The 15,668-nt window shown below is 33.9% G+C and carries 15 protein-coding genes; 10 read left to right on the top strand and 5 right to left on the bottom strand.

The features are described from left to right. Nucleotides 1-4: 4 nt before the first annotated feature. Together mazG and E0W69_RS13435 are read right to left on the bottom strand one after the other, a co-directional pair. Entirely contained in the window at nt 5-805 is an 801-nt protein-coding gene (mazG, locus tag E0W69_RS13440) for a nucleoside triphosphate pyrophosphohydrolase (protein ID WP_225321257.1), read from the bottom strand. Then, entirely contained in the window at nt 793-2,295 is a 1,503-nt protein-coding gene (locus tag E0W69_RS13435; protein ID WP_131330566.1) for a carbon-nitrogen hydrolase family protein, read from the bottom strand. The genes mazG and E0W69_RS13435 overlap by 13 nt, the downstream gene beginning before the upstream one ends. 132 nt (nt 2,296-2,427) lie before the next feature. Here E0W69_RS13435 and E0W69_RS13430 point away from each other — a divergent pair, with 132 nt between their 5' ends. From E0W69_RS13430 to E0W69_RS13405, 6 genes are all read left to right on the top strand, one after another. Next, nucleotides 2,428-3,039 (top strand): TetR/AcrR family transcriptional regulator, encoded by a 612-nt coding sequence (locus E0W69_RS13430; protein ID WP_131330565.1) that lies wholly within the window; start codon nt 2,428-2,430, stop codon nt 3,037-3,039. 246 nt (nt 3,040-3,285) lie between these two features. Further along, nucleotides 3,286-4,737, top strand: a complete 1,452-nt coding sequence (locus tag E0W69_RS13425; protein WP_131330564.1) for a circularly permuted type 2 ATP-grasp protein — start codon at nt 3,286-3,288, stop codon at nt 4,735-4,737. Nucleotides 4,738-4,779: 42 nt separating this feature from the next. Further along, nucleotides 4,780-5,724: an alpha-E domain-containing protein gene (locus tag E0W69_RS13420; RefSeq protein ID WP_131330563.1), complete on the top strand. Its 945-nt coding sequence runs from the start codon at nt 4,780-4,782 to the stop codon at nt 5,722-5,724. 26 nt (nt 5,725-5,750) lie between these two features. Further along, complete coding sequence (locus E0W69_RS13415) at nt 5,751-6,716, top strand: transglutaminase family protein (protein WP_131330562.1); 966 nt, start codon at nt 5,751-5,753, stop codon at nt 6,714-6,716. A gap of 95 nt (nt 6,717-6,811) precedes the next feature. Next, entirely contained in the window at nt 6,812-7,768 is a 957-nt protein-coding gene (metF, locus tag E0W69_RS13410; RefSeq protein WP_131330561.1) for a methylenetetrahydrofolate reductase [NAD(P)H], read from the top strand. 91 nt (nt 7,769-7,859) lie between these two features. Then, nucleotides 7,860-8,588, top strand: coding sequence for a hypothetical protein (locus E0W69_RS13405; RefSeq protein ID WP_131330560.1), 729 nt, complete (start codon nt 7,860-7,862; stop codon nt 8,586-8,588). A 184-nt stretch (nt 8,589-8,772) separates the two neighbouring features. Here the strand turns inward: E0W69_RS13405 and E0W69_RS13400 are convergent, their stop codons facing one another. The 3 genes from E0W69_RS13400 to obgE form a co-directional block, all read right to left on the bottom strand. Then, nucleotides 8,773-9,681 carry a ribonuclease Z gene (locus E0W69_RS13400; RefSeq protein WP_131330559.1) on the bottom strand — a complete coding sequence of 303 codons (909 nt, stop codon included), beginning with the start codon at nt 9,679-9,681 and terminating at the stop codon, nt 8,773-8,775. A gap of 138 nt (nt 9,682-9,819) precedes the next feature. Further along, the gene (locus tag E0W69_RS13395) at nt 9,820-10,266 is read right to left on the bottom strand and encodes a hypothetical protein (RefSeq protein WP_131330558.1); all 447 of its coding nucleotides are present in this window, start codon (nt 10,264-10,266) and stop codon (nt 9,820-9,822) included. Nucleotides 10,267-10,542: 276 nt separating this feature from the next. Further along, nucleotides 10,543-11,544: a GTPase ObgE gene (gene obgE / locus E0W69_RS13390; RefSeq protein ID WP_131330557.1), complete on the bottom strand. Its 1,002-nt coding sequence runs from the start codon at nt 11,542-11,544 to the stop codon at nt 10,543-10,545. A 138-nt stretch (nt 11,545-11,682) separates the two neighbouring features. Between obgE and E0W69_RS13385 the strand changes: the two genes are divergently transcribed. From E0W69_RS13385 to E0W69_RS13370, 4 genes are all read left to right on the top strand, one after another. Next, complete coding sequence (locus E0W69_RS13385) at nt 11,683-12,243, top strand: outer membrane beta-barrel protein (protein ID WP_131330556.1); 561 nt, start codon at nt 11,683-11,685, stop codon at nt 12,241-12,243. A 213-nt stretch (nt 12,244-12,456) separates the two neighbouring features. After that, nucleotides 12,457-13,884: a 23S rRNA (uracil(1939)-C(5))-methyltransferase RlmD gene (gene rlmD / locus E0W69_RS13380; protein ID WP_131330555.1), complete on the top strand. Its 1,428-nt coding sequence runs from the start codon at nt 12,457-12,459 to the stop codon at nt 13,882-13,884. A gap of 9 nt (nt 13,885-13,893) precedes the next feature. Next, complete coding sequence (locus E0W69_RS13375; RefSeq protein ID WP_131330554.1) at nt 13,894-14,721, top strand: rhomboid family intramembrane serine protease; 828 nt, start codon at nt 13,894-13,896, stop codon at nt 14,719-14,721. A 24-nt stretch (nt 14,722-14,745) separates the two neighbouring features. Beyond that, a complete protein-coding gene (locus E0W69_RS13370; RefSeq protein ID WP_131330553.1) occupies nt 14,746-15,666 on the top strand; it encodes a rhomboid family intramembrane serine protease in 921 nt (306 codons plus the stop codon). Nucleotides 15,667-15,668: the final 2 nt, after the last annotated feature.

Below are 15,668 nucleotides of genomic sequence, written 5' to 3'. Positions count from 1 at the left end.
GAAATTATAAACTGCTATTTTTTAGTTCTGATTTAGCTTTTTCCCATAAAATATTCATTTCCTCTAACGACATAGTATCGACACTTTTATTTTGTGCTTTCGCTTGCGTTTCGATAAATTGAAATCTTTGAATAAATTTTTTATTGGTTTTATCTAATGCAGTTTCCGGATCTATATTTACGTATCTCGCGTAATTTACAAGAGAAAATAAAACATCTCCAAATTCCGCTTGCATATTTACTACATCATTGTCATTTTCAGCTTCTTGAAATTCTTGTAATTCTTCTTTTACCTTATTCCATGCGTCTTTTTTGTCGTCCCATTCAAATCCAACGTGCTTCACTTTTTCTTGTATGCGTGTAGACTTGATCAACGCTGGAAGACCGCTGGGTACACCAGATAAAACAGATTTTTTTCCTTTTTTTTGCAATTTTATTTTTTGCCAATTACGTTTGACATCTTCTTCATTTTCTACAAATACATTGCCATAAATGTGAGGATGTCTCGTGATCATTTTTTCTGAAATACTGTCAAGCACGTCACTAATAGTAAATTGATTTTGCTCCTCCGCAATTTTAGAATAAAAAATAAGATGCAACATTATGTCTCCAATTTCTTCCTTCATTTCGGACCAATCTTGTTTTTCGATGGCATCACCTAATTCATACGTTTCTTCGATGGTGAGTGGGCGCAACGTATGGATGGTTTGTTTTTGATCCCAAGGACATTTTTCCCTGAGATCATTCATAATATTGACTAATCGTTCAAATTGTTCCTTGTAATCTTTCATGTTTACTTTTTCCATTTTATTTCATATAAATCGGTGCGGCGATCCAATAAATTTTTGACGGATCCAAAATGATGCAAATCTTTTAACGGATTCAAATCTACGTCCACAATAAGCGTCATTTCTGTATTTGGTGTAGATTCTCCTTTTACACCATTGGATGGAAATGCAAATTCAGATGGGGTAAATACTGCAGATTGTCCAAATTGGATATCCATGTTATTTACTCCTGGTAGATTACCCACGCAACCAGTTATCGCAACATAACATTCATTTTCAATGGCTCTGGCTGCGGCACAATTTCTTACACGTGTATACGCATTTTGAGTATCGGTTAAATAGGGGACAAATAAAATTTTCATTCCTTGTTCAGCTAAAATTCTAGATAATTCAGGAAATTCTACATCATAACAAACCAAAATGCCTATTTTTCCACAATCTGTATCAAAGGCTTTCAATTGATTGCCTCCAACAATAGCATAGAATTTACTTTCGTATGGGGTAATGTGGATTTTGCGATATTCATCTATTTTACCATTTCTATGCAATAGGTAAGAGACATTATATAATTTATCGTCTTCTAAGCAAGGCATGCTCCCCGCTATAATATTGATATTTTTGGAAATGGCAAATTCGGACATTTTGAGTTTGATTTCTTCGGTCTTTTCTGCCAATTTACGCATTGCTTCATATTCTGAAAGGTTATTGTAAGATGCTAAAAGTGGTGAATTAAATAATTCTGGAAATACAGCAAAGTCCGACTGGTAACCAGATAGTGCATTTACGAAAAACTCAATTTGTTGGTAAAATTCTTCCAAATTTTTAAATAAACGCATTTGCCATTGTACCAAACCCAATCTAATGTTACTATCCGTTAAACTACTTGGTTTCTCTGCATAGAATACATTATTCCATCGCAGTAAAACTGCATATTCTTCAGATTCAGTATCGCCAGGAAGATAATTTTTTAATATTCTTACAATATGAAAATCATTGGATAATTGAAATGTTAGTACGGGGTCATGGGCTTCTTTTGTACGAACTTTATTGATATATTCCAATGGCGTAAGTGCTTTACTAAATAAATGGTAATGAGGAATCCTGCCACCGATGACAATTGCTTTAAGATTTAATCTTTCGCATAATTCTTTCCGCCCATCATACAATCTTCTGCCTAGACGCATCGCTCTAAAATCTGGGCTTACAAATACTTCTATACCATATAAAATATCACCACTATCATTGTGTGTATTAAATGTCTCGTTGCCAGTAATTTCACTATAAGTGTGATTATCTCCAAACAAATTGTATTGCACAACGATGGACAATGCAACTGCGGCTACTTTATTGTCGACTAATACACACAATTGTCCTTCCGGAAAAAGCTGAATCAATCTTTGAATTTTTTCCTTTTCCCAAACACTTCCTAGTCCGTCGTATGCTTCCATCATCGCATTTTTTAGCTCTTCATAATGCTGTATGCTCAATGGTTCTAATGTGATTTCCATAATGTTATAATAGATTATAGGCAAATATACTAAGCACAAACAGCGTAAGCTCAAAAAAAATAGGTTAAACATTTGTTTAGTTTAAACATTTGTTTAAATTTGCATTTGGAAAATTTGGAAAGAGGAGGATAAATGGATAAAAAATCACAAATAATAGCTTCTGCAACCGAGCTTTTTGCTCGTAAAGGGTTTGAAGGAACCTCTATACGAGATATAGCCTCTCAGGCTGGAGTAAATCTTGCGATGATTAATTATTATTTTGGTTCCAAAGAGAAATTATTTGAGGCGGTGATGGTTTCAGATTCTGAATATATGTTGGCTATCTACAAGGAATTGGCGGATAGGCAGGATATGTTGACCATTGATAAGGTCTATGCGGTTATTGATTATCATGTGGAGAAGTTGATGAGAAAGCGTGAATTTCATAAGCTATTACATCATGAAATCATGTTAAATCAACGTATGGAGGTGAGTGATATAATAAGAGATATTATCAAGAAAAATAAAACTTTATTATCACAAATCGTCAATGATGGTATTATCAAAGGTGAGTTTAGGCAGGTAGACGTGGCTTTGACGATGAGTTTAATTTTTGGGACAATTAATCAATTGTTTCTTTCTAAGACCATTTGTAATGTGGTTTTAGATAATAATGATTGTACCAAAGATCCTTTTACTCCTGAGTTAAAAGATCGAGTAGTGGTGTTTATGAAAGATGTCATGCAGAGAATTTTATTAAAATAATTATACATTTTTACAGTTGGTTTTGGTGAACACGGGCTTTCTTTTCTAAGGAAGCCCTTTTTAATTAATAAATTTATAATAAGATAAATAGATATTATAATTAAATTAATTTGTTATATTGTACTCAATTTGTGAATAAATATCTTACTTTTTGGTTGTGAAAATACAGTATTAGAAAATATCTATATATTTTATAGAAGTTTTGAATATATGTATGTTTTGGCGCCTATAAATTGAATACTTAATATGACAATTGATTATTTTTTAGAAAATTATCGCTACCGGGAAAATATTTGGGATGAAATGCGTGGTAAAGATGGAATTCGCGAGCATTACCTCAAAATCTTTGACACTTTAAAAACCTTAGACGAACAGAAACTACTCCAAAAAAATCACATGGCAGGAGAGTTGTTCATGAATCAAGGTATTACTTTTACCGTCTATAAAAATAACAATGAAGGTATCGAGCGAATATTCCCATTTGACATCATCCCTCGTGTAATTGATGGGAAAGAATGGGATATGTTAGAAAAGGGTATTGCGCAAAGACTAAAAGCGTTAAATCTTTTTCTCAATGATATATATAACGACCAAAATATATTGAAAGATAATATAGTACCAGCATCTTTGATTGCTTCTTGTCCAATGTATAATCGCGAGGTTTTTGGGATAAAAGTGGCTTCGGATATATACGTACATATTTCGGGTATTGATTTAATAAGAGGACAAGATGGTAAGTTTTACGTTTTAGAAGATAATTTGCGTACGCCATCTGGGGTTTCTTATATGTTGGAAAATCGCGAAGTGACTAAGCGCATTTTTTCCAATATGTTGGCGGATAATAATGTAAGACGTGTTAGCAATTACCCATTGCTTTTGCATGATGTGCTTTTGCAATTGGCATCTACGCAGGTTTCCAATCCACGAGTCGTGATTTTAACGCCAGGTATTTACAATTCAGCGTATTACGAACATACATTCTTGGCACGTCAGATGGGGGTTGCGCTTGTTGAAGGTCGTGACTTGGTCGTCAATGACAATAAAGTGTATATGAAAACTACCAACGGATTGGAACAAGTGCATGTTATTTATCGCAGGGTAGATGATGAGTATTTGGATCCATTGGTATTCAAAAAAGAAAGTGTTTTAGGTGTTCCGGGTTTGATGTCCGCTTATCGAAAAGGAAATGTAGCGATTGTAAATGCAGTTGGAAATGGTGTTGCGGATGATAAAGCGGTTTATCCATATGTTCCCGCGATGATCAAATATTATCTCAATGAAGAACCCATTTTGAGTAATGTGCCAACGTATAATTTGATGAATGAGGAAGAGCGTAACCACGTTTTTAAAAATATTCATAGTATGGTTATTAAAAGTACCAATCAATCTGGTGGATATGGAATGATTATGGGCAATGCAACAACCGAGGAAGAGTGGCTCGCTGCTAAACCTGAAATCGAAAACAATCCTAGAAACTATATTGCACAACCCATTGTAAATTTATCTACAGTACCATGTTTTATTGATGGTAAATTTCAAGCAAGGCACGTTGATTTAAGACCCTATGCCTTATATGGACCCGATGGTATTCATTTGGTGCCAGGTGGTTTAACTCGTGTAGCGTTGAAAGAGGGGTCTATGGTGGTAAACTCTTCTCAAGGTGGTGGTAGTAAAGATACTTGGGTCGTAGATTTTTAAATTATGCTTTGAATAAAATTGATAACGGAATAACTATAAAATATGCTTTTAAGTAGAATCGCAGATGCCCTTTATTGGGAAAATAGGTACATGGAGAGAGCACATGTATTATTGAGAGTCGTTTCTAATCATTATATATTGTCTTTAGATAAAGATATCGGTGGAAATATTACATGGAAATCTGTATTAGAATTGTTTTCAAGCTACTCGCCTGAGCAAATTGCTTCTATAGAAAAAGATACAAAATTATCCATAAAGTCTCTTTTGGTTGATAGTTCTAATGATGGTTCCTTAGTTAATATAATTAATCGGTCGCGTGAAAATGCTCGAGGTGTACAAGATCATATTACCAAAGAATTATGGGAAGAAATTAATGGAGTGTATCATTTGATTCATCATTCGGATATTGAAGAACGTATTGATAATGCAGAAACTTTAGATGTATTAGAAGAGCTGATTACCAAATGTGTTTTATATACAGGTACTGCTGATATCACTATGCCAAGAGGTGCTGGATGGAACTTTATGAATTTGGGTAGGTATATAGAGCGTTGCATGACAACCATTTGCATAGCAGAAAAACAATTTGAAATGTTTGATTTTGATTTTGCTGGCGAAAAAGATATTATGAAATGGCGTTTGCTCTTATTAGAATTGTCTGGTTATGAATTGTATCTAAAAACCTATCGTACCCCGAAATACAATACTAATGTAGTACATCAAGTGTTTTTCAATGTCAATTTTCCACACTCTGTTATTTATAGTTTGAGAAAAATTGAAAGATATTTAGATTCCGTTGTTCATGAAGCCTCTTCACCAGAAAATGCGGCTTTATGGCGCAAGTTTCAACGATTGTATAGCAAATTGCGTTATACTGATTATGATTCCATCGATTCAATTGATTTGAAGGAATTTGTAGGAGAAATTAAGTGTGATTTGATTGAAGTAAGTACTCATTTGGGTCAAAACTTTTTCTCTTACAATTAGCGAACCAATATTTAAAAGGTAATTGTATGGCGATTTTTGAAATTAAGCATATAACGAAATATAAATACGATGTTCCCGTATTTGAAAGTGTAAATGAAATAAAAATTTTCCCACTGCAATGTCAAGAACAGGAAGTGAAAAGTCAAGAAGTGATTATTTCGAATCATCCAGATGTATTTCATTTTTTTGATTATTGGGGAAATAAAACAGGCGTTTTCAATGTATTAGAATCGCATCAAACACTGGAAATTGAAAGCAGATTGAAAATTGTCACTTTTAATCAAAATGTTCCGAGTCTGAATTTGCATGCGACCGTGGGTGATTTATCGAGTTTAGTTCCTTCGGATATTCGATTAATTGAGTTGACAACACCTGATCATATTGCGCATCATCAAGCATTAAAGGGTGTTATTAATGGATTTTTCCAAAAATCGACAGTCGTGGCTTCTGTTGTCTCTGATTGTGCTTTTTATGTTTATCAGCATTTGAATTATACCAAAGGAATTACAACCACCGAAACAAATGTGGATGAAATTTTGAATAAAGGTGGTGGCGTTTGTCAAGATTTTGCACATGTTTTATTGGAAATGTTGCGTATTGCTGGTATTCCAGCACGTTATGTGAGTGGTTATATATGTAGCAATAATGGGCAAATGAGGGGAGAGGGTGCAACGCATGCTTGGGTAGAGGCTTTTATTCCTGATTTTGGATGGGCAGGTATAGATCCGGCAAATAATATTTGGGTAACGGATATGCATGTCAAATTGGCCATTGGTCGTAGCTTCGCTGATTGCTCGCCTACCAAAGGGGTATTTCGTGGATTTGGAATACAATCACTTTCTGTATTAGTAAATATTGGTTTTGAAGATGGTTCTGTTTTAGAAAATGAATCAAACGTTAATGAATATGAAGAAGCGGGAGTGACCATCCCCGAACCTTTGGATGCATTAAAAACCGAAACCGAGGACGCTAAGGAGCAAAAACAGCAATAATATCAAAGTTATTAGAATAAAGAAGCGCTATTAGGTAGCGCTTCTTTATTTTTGTTCGCATTAGTAGTTATATTGCAGAACTTTTCTATACAATTATGAAGATTACGGAACATATCGCTCAAGCAAAAGAAACTTTACTGTCCTACGAAATATTGCCTCCTTTAAAAGGGAAGGATATTTCCTCTATATACCAACATTTAGATTCTTTAATGGAATTTAAGCCTTCTTGGATCAATGTAACTTATCATAGAGTTGAATCTGTATTTAAAAAATTACCTAACGGTTCTTTTGAAAAAATACAGATGAGAAAAAGGCCAGGTACCGTTGGGATATGTGCCGCTTTGAAAAATCATTATGGCGTAGATGCGGTTCCTCATATCATCTGTGGCGGTTTTTCAAAAACAGAAACTGAAGATGCATTGATCGATTTGAATTTTCTAGGTATTGACAATGTACTTGTTTTACGTGGTGATGCAGCTAAAAGTGACGGAACTTTCATACCCGAACCCGACGGAAATGCACATGCTTTGGATTTATTAAAACAAGTGGCAGATTTGAATAAAGGTGTTTATTTGAATTCGGAAGGCATTGTCAATGGATTTTCCACTGATTTTTGTATGGGCGTTGCAGGTTATCCGGAAAAGCATTTTGAAGCCCCGAATCTATCTACTGATTTGGAATATTTGAAACAAAAAGTGGATGCAGGTGCAAGCTATATCATGACACAGATGTTTTTCAATAATGCCAAATATTTTGAATTTGTAGAAACTTGTAAATCTATGGGAATCAATGTTCCCATTATTCCAGGATTGAAACCTATTACGAAGAAAAAGCAATTAAGCATTTTGCCAAGCATTTTTCATGTAGATATTCCGGAAGCATTTTCCAAAGAATTACTTAAAACTAAAAACGACCAAGAAGCCGAAGCAGTTGGCGTTGAATGGCTTATCCAACAAAGTAAAGAACTAAAAGCGGCAGGCGTGCCGGTCTTGCATTACTACACTTTGGGTAAACCTTCCACCATTAAAAATGTCGTGAAAGAAATTTTCTAAATCTATTATCCTTTGAAGTATATTATAGGATATGGGGTTAATTTTTAGCTCAAAAAATTGTATATATTTGAAGGGTAAAACTAATTTGATTATGAAACTTTCGATTCTGCTTCTTTTATTTAATATTATTATATTGTCCAATATTTTGATGGGGTGTAAAAAGACGGGTGTTTCGAATATATGGGAAGAAAAATTATATAGATACACCAATGAGGTTTATTATGAATCTCCAATAATGTATATTAAAGGAAAATCTATTACGGATAAAAATGTTATTGCTTCATATTTAAATAATTATTCAGTCCTTTCAAATGAAAAATTTCACATCGAGGCAGGGATGTCAAAAATATATGAGGGGAAGGTTTTTACTACAGCTATCCTTATTCAGCCTAAAAATCAGGTGACAGAAATCAATGACTTTACGTCGTATAAAGACTCAGTTTTATTCGATATCGCGGATAATGTAAATGGAGAGTATCATCTGGTTCAACATGATTCAACAATTATAAAGATTTTTCATGCTAGCAATAGCTATTTTACGTCTTGTGATAGCATTATAGATGGAATTACTATCAAACCAATTCAATCCTTAATCCAATCATATATGAACCTTCCCTATGATTTGTACAAAACAAAGGGACAATCTTTTATAAGTTTTAAAGAAGGAAATTTGTATAGAAAGGAGTTAAACTTTATATGTAATAGTAAAAATTGTTGGTCTTATTTTTCCCCCAGTCTAGATATAATTAGTGATAGCTTATCAAAATTGGAATCAAAAGATACAATCGTAGTGCAAAGGCTACAATTTATTTACAAATAATGCAAAATTCATAAGTAGAATTTAGAAATTAAGAATTGAATTTAAAAATTGCTGCTAACTAATTATAATAAAAGGTTGAAAGTTACTGAATTAAAAATGGTTTCAACGCTCCGTTTTTCTAATTACTAAATACTATGTATATGGAATTGAAGTTGGCTGCTTTAGCAAATTTAATATTTTCTAATTAGATATTATATGTTTCTCCTTCTTGCGTCCTAATAGAATTAGGGAAAACAGAAGCTGCTTCTAATTGAAATGGCGTGAGATCATCATACATGGAACTGAAATGCCCAATCAATAGCTGTTTAGCGTGTGCTAAAGTAGCAATAGTTGCCGCTTGTTTGGTTGTGCTGTGATATCGACTTTCTGCTTTTTCACGTAAATCATCCAAATAAGTGGTTTCGTGATAGATCGTATCTGCATTTTCTATATACGGTAAAAATGAAGTTGTAAATCTAGAATCTGCACAATAAGCATAGCTTTTGGGTAGAGGGGCTTCTTCCGTTAATATTTCATTGGGAATAATCAGTTCTCCATCTTCAGAAATGTAATCTGCACCATTTTGTAATGCCGGATAATAGTCAAACGGTATACCAAATTCTTGTGTTTTTTCTGGTACAATACTTCTTGGTTTCTTAATTTCTTCAATTAAAAAACCGTGACAAGTTACACGATGCTCCGTTAAAAAGGTCGATACTCGAAACGTGGAAGTTTCGACTAAGGGCCCTGCTTCCTCTGGTAGAGGGAAAAAACGCAAATCAAAATTGAGTTTGGTATTTCCATTGGCAAATTGTAACCTTAGAATTTCTTCCAATGGAGGAGGCGCAAATAAATTTAGAGGTTCAGATCTGCCTGTTAAATTCAACGTATTAATCAAGCCGGCCAACCCAAGATAATGATCGCCGTGCAAGTGACTGATGAAAATATAGTTAAGATTATTCCTCTTAACCTTAAATTCCAACATGCGCATCTGCGTACCTTCTCCACAATCCAAAAGAATATTTTGTTCATTCAAATGAACCATCTGTGCAGTCGGATGCCGATTGTATGCAGGCAATGCAGAATTGTTGCCTAATATGGTTACTGAAAACATAATATCCTAGGTTAATTTAATTGGCAAGAAATACTTTTCTTTTATCTAAAGTAGTGAAAAATAATTACAAAACTATATATAAACGAAAAGGTTATTTGTTTCCAAATAACCTTTCACTATTTTGAATGTAAATATTGACTAGTCTGCGTTTTCAACAGAAGTATTACTTACAAATTTTGTATCTGTATTTAAATAGAATGATTTAGCATAAGATGCTTTGCTTTTGAATGGTTTTACGTAGAAGTTAACCATACCATTTGTATCTGGATCTTTTTTGATCATTACTTTTTTATTGAAATCGCTTCCTTTGAATACTTGTTCGAATAAAGGATCTCCTTGATTGTTAGTGATCAAAATTTTGAATGCTTTACCTGAAGGATTGGCATAAGCAACATCAAATACGATGCTTGTGCTATTCATTTCACCAAGATAATTAACAGAAGCTTCATCCTTCAATTTGTCATCTTCTGTAGATTTTACTGCTGCTTTAGCTTCTTTTTCTTTTTCGTTGATAGTAGCTGCGTTTACTGTTACGTTTGCTACTGTTGCTGCTAATACTAATAAACCAAATATTTTCTTTTTCATTATAATAAGTTTTTCTAATACAAAAATTAATCTCCCAAGCATTTTTACAAAATGCTACTCTATTCATCGCAGGTCAAGCTATAATTTTCGAAGGCAAAACTTTTTAATCAAAAGACAAGTTGGAGTCCGAGTGACGTCCGATTTATGTACATAAAAAAGGTAGGTTTAACTCTTTTGTGACCCAAAGTTAATCCTACCTTTTCAATATTGAAATTGAAAATATTTACTTTAACTAATATTTAACATAAAAACTAACGTTTGTTGCAATTAATTATATTATACGGTTTCAAGGTTTAATACTTTCCAAAGTGCATCTTTTAGTTCAACTAACCCTGTATTTGTTACGGAAGAAATGAATAAATGAGGAATTTCTGCAGGTAATTCTTTTGAAATTTCTTCTTTCAATTCTTCATCCAACATGTCAGATTTACTGATAGCAATTAATCTATTTTTTTGCAACATGTCAGGATTGTAGCGTTTTAATTCATCTAAAAGGATTTCATATTCTTTCAAATGATTTTCGCTATCCGCTGGAATTAGGAATAATAGAGCAGCATTTCTTTCGATATGACGCAAGAATTGATGTCCTAAACCTTTGCCTTCTGCAGCTCCTTCAATAATACCCGGAAGGTCCGCAATACAGAATGATTTCTCATCACGATATTGAACCATGCCTAATTGGGGCGTTAAAGTAGTAAATGCATAATTGGCAATTTTAGGTTTTGCGGCAGTGATCGTAGATAATAAGGTGCTTTTCCCTGCATTAGGAAAACCTACCAAACCTACGTCTGCTAACATTTTCAATTCCAATTGCTTCCAACCTTCTGTTCCAGGTAAGCCTGGTTGCGCATGTTCTGGTGCTTGGTTGGTTGGAGTTGCAAAGTGTTGGTTGCCCCAGCCTCCTTTACCGCCAGCGAGCCAAACAAACTCTTGTCCATCTTCTAGAATCTCTGCTTCGATCTCGCCAGTTTCATCATCTTTTGCAATAGTTCCTAGAGGAACTTCTATAATAATATCTTCTGCATTGGCGCCAGAGCAATTGTTTTTGCTTCCGTTCTCGCCATCTTTTGCTAAAATATTTTTGTGATATCTTAAGTGTAAAAGTGTCCATAATTGCTGATTACCACGTAGGATAATACTACCTCCATTACCTCCATCTCCACCATCAGGACCTGCTTTCGCATTGAATTTAGTTCGCATGAAATGTCTACTTCCAGCACCGCCATCACCGCTTCTACAAAACAATCTAATTAAATCAATGAAATTTTTATCTGCCATAAGAAATTGCTATTCTAATGTATTTATTTACAAATGTGAATTGGCAAAATTAACTTATATAAATTAGTTTTTAACTCAGAATGCTGATTGTCGTTGAATTATTTATAAATTGCCCATTCAATTATCAAAATAAATTGCATGATGAAGTTTAACCTATTGTCCGTTTTATGCCTTGGTCTTTTTAGTTTTAATCAAGTTTCTGCTCAGCGTTTTAAAGATAGATCTGAATTAAGTGTGGGACCAGAATTCGCATTTCCTATTGGGAATTTTAATGATGTAAGTACGTTTGGTTTTGGAGGTACCGCTAAGTATTCTTATCATTTCGATGATAGATTTGCCGTTAGTTTGCAATCAGGTTGGATTAAATTTAATAATTCAAATTATAGTAATGGTTATTACCATGGAGACGGTAATTCAAATTTTGCAGCTATTCCAATAAAGGTTGGAGGGCGCTATTCATTTTCCAGATTTTACGTTGAGCCGCAGATTGGTTTTACTTATTTTTCTAATGAGTCTGCATATCAAAATCGCTCCACGACTTTTGCTTTAAATACAGGCGTTTATATAAATAAATTTTTAACAGCCGATGTTCGTTGGGAAAGATGGAATCGTGGTGGTTATGGCGCGAGTCTGATAGGTGCTCGAGTGGCTTATTGGTTTAGATTTTCAAATAAGAAAGATTATAATCATTGGAAATAAGAAAAAAGAGTTGATGTATGGAAATACGCCAACTCTTTAATATTTACACATGAAAGATTTTAAAATTAGATGCTAAATTTGGGCTTTTGCTAAATTGCGATATGCAAACGATTGTATTTGTTTGAAATGTGATTGATGTTATTAAATTGAACAAATTTTCCGGCTGAACTACCTTTATTTTTTGCTCCCCTTTATTTCAATTATTTTTGCGCTGTGAGACGCAAAAAAGAAAGAATCGTTTTAGAAAATGTATTGGTAACGGATTATGCCGCGGAAGGCAAATCTTTGGCTAGAGTGGAAGGTAAAGTAGTTTTTATAGAAAACTCTATTCCTGGAGATATCGTCAATGTACAATTATCCAAAAATAAAAAGGATTTCGCAGAAGGTTTTCCTTTGAGAGTCGTTCAATATTCTCCAGAGAGAATTGAAGCCTTTTGTACACATTTCGGTATTTGTGGTGGTTGTAGTTGGCAAACTTTGCCTTACGAATTGCAATTGAAATACAAACAACAACAAGTTGTGGACAATCTTACACGTATAGGTAAGATTGAATTGCCTGAAATTCAACCCATTTTAGGATGTGGCGAAACGCAAGGTTATCGCAACAAGATGGAATACACTTTTTCCACAAAAAAATATATACCAAGAGAAAATTTCATCGCTCTGAAAGAAGATAATCTTTTGGATAATGCGCAAAATGAAGGTGCTGCTGGATTTCATGCGAAAGGTTTTTTCGATAAAGTAGTAGAAATTGAAAAATGCTATTTACAAGAAGAACCAACCAATAAAATAAGAAATTTCGTTGCCGCTTGGGGACGGGAGAATAATATTCCTTTTTACAATATCAAAGAACATACGGGTTGGTTGCGTAACATGATGGTGCGTATCGCGACCACAGGGGAGATCATGATTAACCTTGTTGTTGGTTACGAAAAGAAATCGTGGAGAGAAGAAATTTTGGGTAAAATAGAGACAGAATTTCCAGAAATTACGACCATTCTTTATACGATCAACGAAAAGAAAAATGATAGTATTTACGATTTAGAACCTAAATCGTGGAAAGGAAATGGTTTTATTTATGAAAAATTAGAACATTTCAAATTTAAAATAAGTCCAAAATCATTTTTCCAAACCAATACGCGACAAGCGGAAAAATTATATCAAGTTGTTAGAGATTTTGCGGAGCTCGATGGTTCGCAAGTCGTATACGATTTATATTGTGGTACGGGAAGTATCGGAATTTTTGTAAGTGATAAAGCAAAGAAAATTGTCGGAGTTGAAGTTATCGACGATGCAATTAAGGATGCAAAAATTAATGCAGCGGAGAATAATGTAAATGATGCTGTGTTTTTTGCAGGGGATGTGATTAAGATATGTGATGATGCTTTTTTTGAAGAACATGGTAAACCTGATATTGTTATCACCGATCCTCCAAGAGCAGGCATGCATGAAAAATTGGTACAAAAATTATTGGAAATGGAAGTTCCAGAAATTGTATATGTAAGTTGTAATCCTGCTACGCAAGCACGTGATTTAGCTTTGTTAGATGCAAAATATCAAGTTATAAAGGTGCAACCTGTTGATATGTTTCCACATACATTGCATATCGAAAATGTAGTAAAACTCAAATTGAAAAAATAATAATATTAGATGCAGCAGTTTAGACCGACAAACTTCCAAGTATTGCCACCCATTATCAAAAATCTTTTGATAATTAATGTATTGGTGTATTTGGCTCAATCGGTTTTGGGTACTAGTGTAGGCAATTATATCAACAATATGTTTGCATTGCACGTTATCCAAAGTCATTATTTCAAACCTTGGCAGTTATTTACCTATATGTTCATGCACGGCAGTTGGATGCATATATTTAGTAATATGTTTGCCTTGTGGATGTTTGGTTCGATTTTGGAAAATTTTTGGGGTCCGAAACGTTTTTTGACTTTCTATATTATTTGTGGTATTGGTGCGGCAGCATGTCAATTGATCTATACCGAATTTTCCTTATTTGGAATAGAGCATGCTTATGCTAATTTGAATACACATTTAACCTTTGATAATTTTCTTCAATTCAATAACAAATATCATTTTGATAAATATGATGGACGAGTATTGGAATTGATTCATTATTGGAAAATGCAACCCAATAGTTTAGATCTTGCGAGAGCTGCTTCGATGGTAATACAGCAGAATTATGATGTATTAGTAAATACGGAAACTGTTGGAGCTAGTGGAGCTATTTTTGGTGTATTGGTTGCATTTGGTTATTTATTTCCTAATACGTATTTGTATTTTTACTTTTTGGTGCCGATTAAAGCCAAATGGTTTGTTACCGGATATATTGCTTATGAATTGTATTTAGGATTTCAAAACTCTGTAGGTGATAATGTTGCGCACATGGCACATATTGGAGGAGGCTTGATTGGATTTATTTTGGTGTACTTTTGGAACAAGAAAAATAGAAACAATTTTTATTAAAATATTTGCGATAAAATTATTTGTATGGAAATTATGGAAGAAAAAAAGAAACCTAGACTTTCTTTTGGCTCCGATTATAATGCCTTGACATGGTTAGTTATACTAATAGCCATAGGCTTTTTGACGATAAGTTCGGTAAAAATTGTATTATTTATGTCTTACGCTGATGTTAAGGCATCTAATATTTATTTTCACCAGACTATTTTACCTTATTTCTCCTTATCGCCAGATTTGGGTTATGTAGGTCGTCATCCATGGACGCTTTTCTTGTATATGTTTTCCCATGAAGGTGTAATGTCTGTTTTAGGTACGGTGATTTGGTTATGGACATTTGGATTTTTGTTACAAGATTTAGCTGGGAACAAGCATTTATTTCCTTTGTTTTTATATGGTGGTTTAGCAGGAGCTATTGTATTTTTAATATCATCCAACGCAATTCACAATTTTGCAAATGGTATGTTGATTCCTATGTTAGGTTCTGGAGCCTCTGTGATGGCTATCGCTGTAGCTGTAACGACTTTAGCTCCAAATTATAGATTATTGCCTATGCTGAATGGAGGAATTCCATTATGGGTTGTTATGGTGATATTTATTGCAATAGATTATGCAACTATTGCAACTACGAGCGGAAGTTTTGCCTTAGCTCATTTGGCTGGAGGATTGGTTGGCTTTTTTTACATTACGGCTTTGAAAAAGGGAAATGATTGGGGGGAATGGATGACTCGAGCATTTAATTGGACAAATGACTTATTCAACCCTGAAAAAAAAATGATAAAAGAGAATAAAGAACAGTTCTATTATAAAGTGGAGAAGGAACCGTACAAAGTTTTCCCAAGGAAGAGTCAAGAGCGTTTGGATGATCTTTTGGATAAAATTAATCGTACAGGTATAGAATCTTTGACCGATGAGGAAAAGGCATTTTTAAAAAAAATGAGTGACAATTAAAA

The organism is Rhizosphaericola mali (genome assembly GCF_004337365.2).
GTDB classification, from domain to species: domain Bacteria; phylum Bacteroidota; class Bacteroidia; order Chitinophagales; family Chitinophagaceae; genus Rhizosphaericola; species Rhizosphaericola mali.
The sequence above is the reverse complement of the archived record's forward strand: the minus strand, read 5'-3'. Positions and strand labels throughout refer to the sequence as shown.

Coding starts and splice junctions, on each gene's coding strand:
- mazG (WP_225321257.1), bottom strand. CDS start 805: ATGGAAAAAGTAAACATGAAAGATTACAAGGAACAATTTGAACGATTA.
- E0W69_RS13435 (WP_131330566.1), bottom strand. CDS start 2,295: ATGGAAATCACATTAGAACCATTGAGCATACAGCATTATGAAGAGCTA.
- E0W69_RS13430 (WP_131330565.1), top strand. CDS start 2,428: ATGGATAAAAAATCACAAATAATAGCTTCTGCAACCGAGCTTTTTGCT.
- E0W69_RS13425 (WP_131330564.1), top strand. CDS start 3,286: ATGACAATTGATTATTTTTTAGAAAATTATCGCTACCGGGAAAATATT.
- E0W69_RS13420 (WP_131330563.1), top strand. CDS start 4,780: ATGCTTTTAAGTAGAATCGCAGATGCCCTTTATTGGGAAAATAGGTAC.
- E0W69_RS13415 (WP_131330562.1), top strand. CDS start 5,751: ATGGCGATTTTTGAAATTAAGCATATAACGAAATATAAATACGATGTT.
- metF (WP_131330561.1), top strand. CDS start 6,812: ATGAAGATTACGGAACATATCGCTCAAGCAAAAGAAACTTTACTGTCC.
- E0W69_RS13405 (WP_131330560.1), top strand. CDS start 7,860: ATGAAACTTTCGATTCTGCTTCTTTTATTTAATATTATTATATTGTCC.
- E0W69_RS13400 (WP_131330559.1), bottom strand. CDS start 9,681: ATGTTTTCAGTAACCATATTAGGCAACAATTCTGCATTGCCTGCATAC.
- E0W69_RS13395 (WP_131330558.1), bottom strand. CDS start 10,266: ATGAAAAAGAAAATATTTGGTTTATTAGTATTAGCAGCAACAGTAGCA.
- obgE (WP_131330557.1), bottom strand. CDS start 11,544: ATGGCAGATAAAAATTTCATTGATTTAATTAGATTGTTTTGTAGAAGC.
- E0W69_RS13385 (WP_131330556.1), top strand. CDS start 11,683: ATGATGAAGTTTAACCTATTGTCCGTTTTATGCCTTGGTCTTTTTAGT.
- E0W69_RS13375 (WP_131330554.1), top strand. CDS start 13,894: ATGCAGCAGTTTAGACCGACAAACTTCCAAGTATTGCCACCCATTATC.
- E0W69_RS13370 (WP_131330553.1), top strand. CDS start 14,746: ATGGAAATTATGGAAGAAAAAAAGAAACCTAGACTTTCTTTTGGCTCC.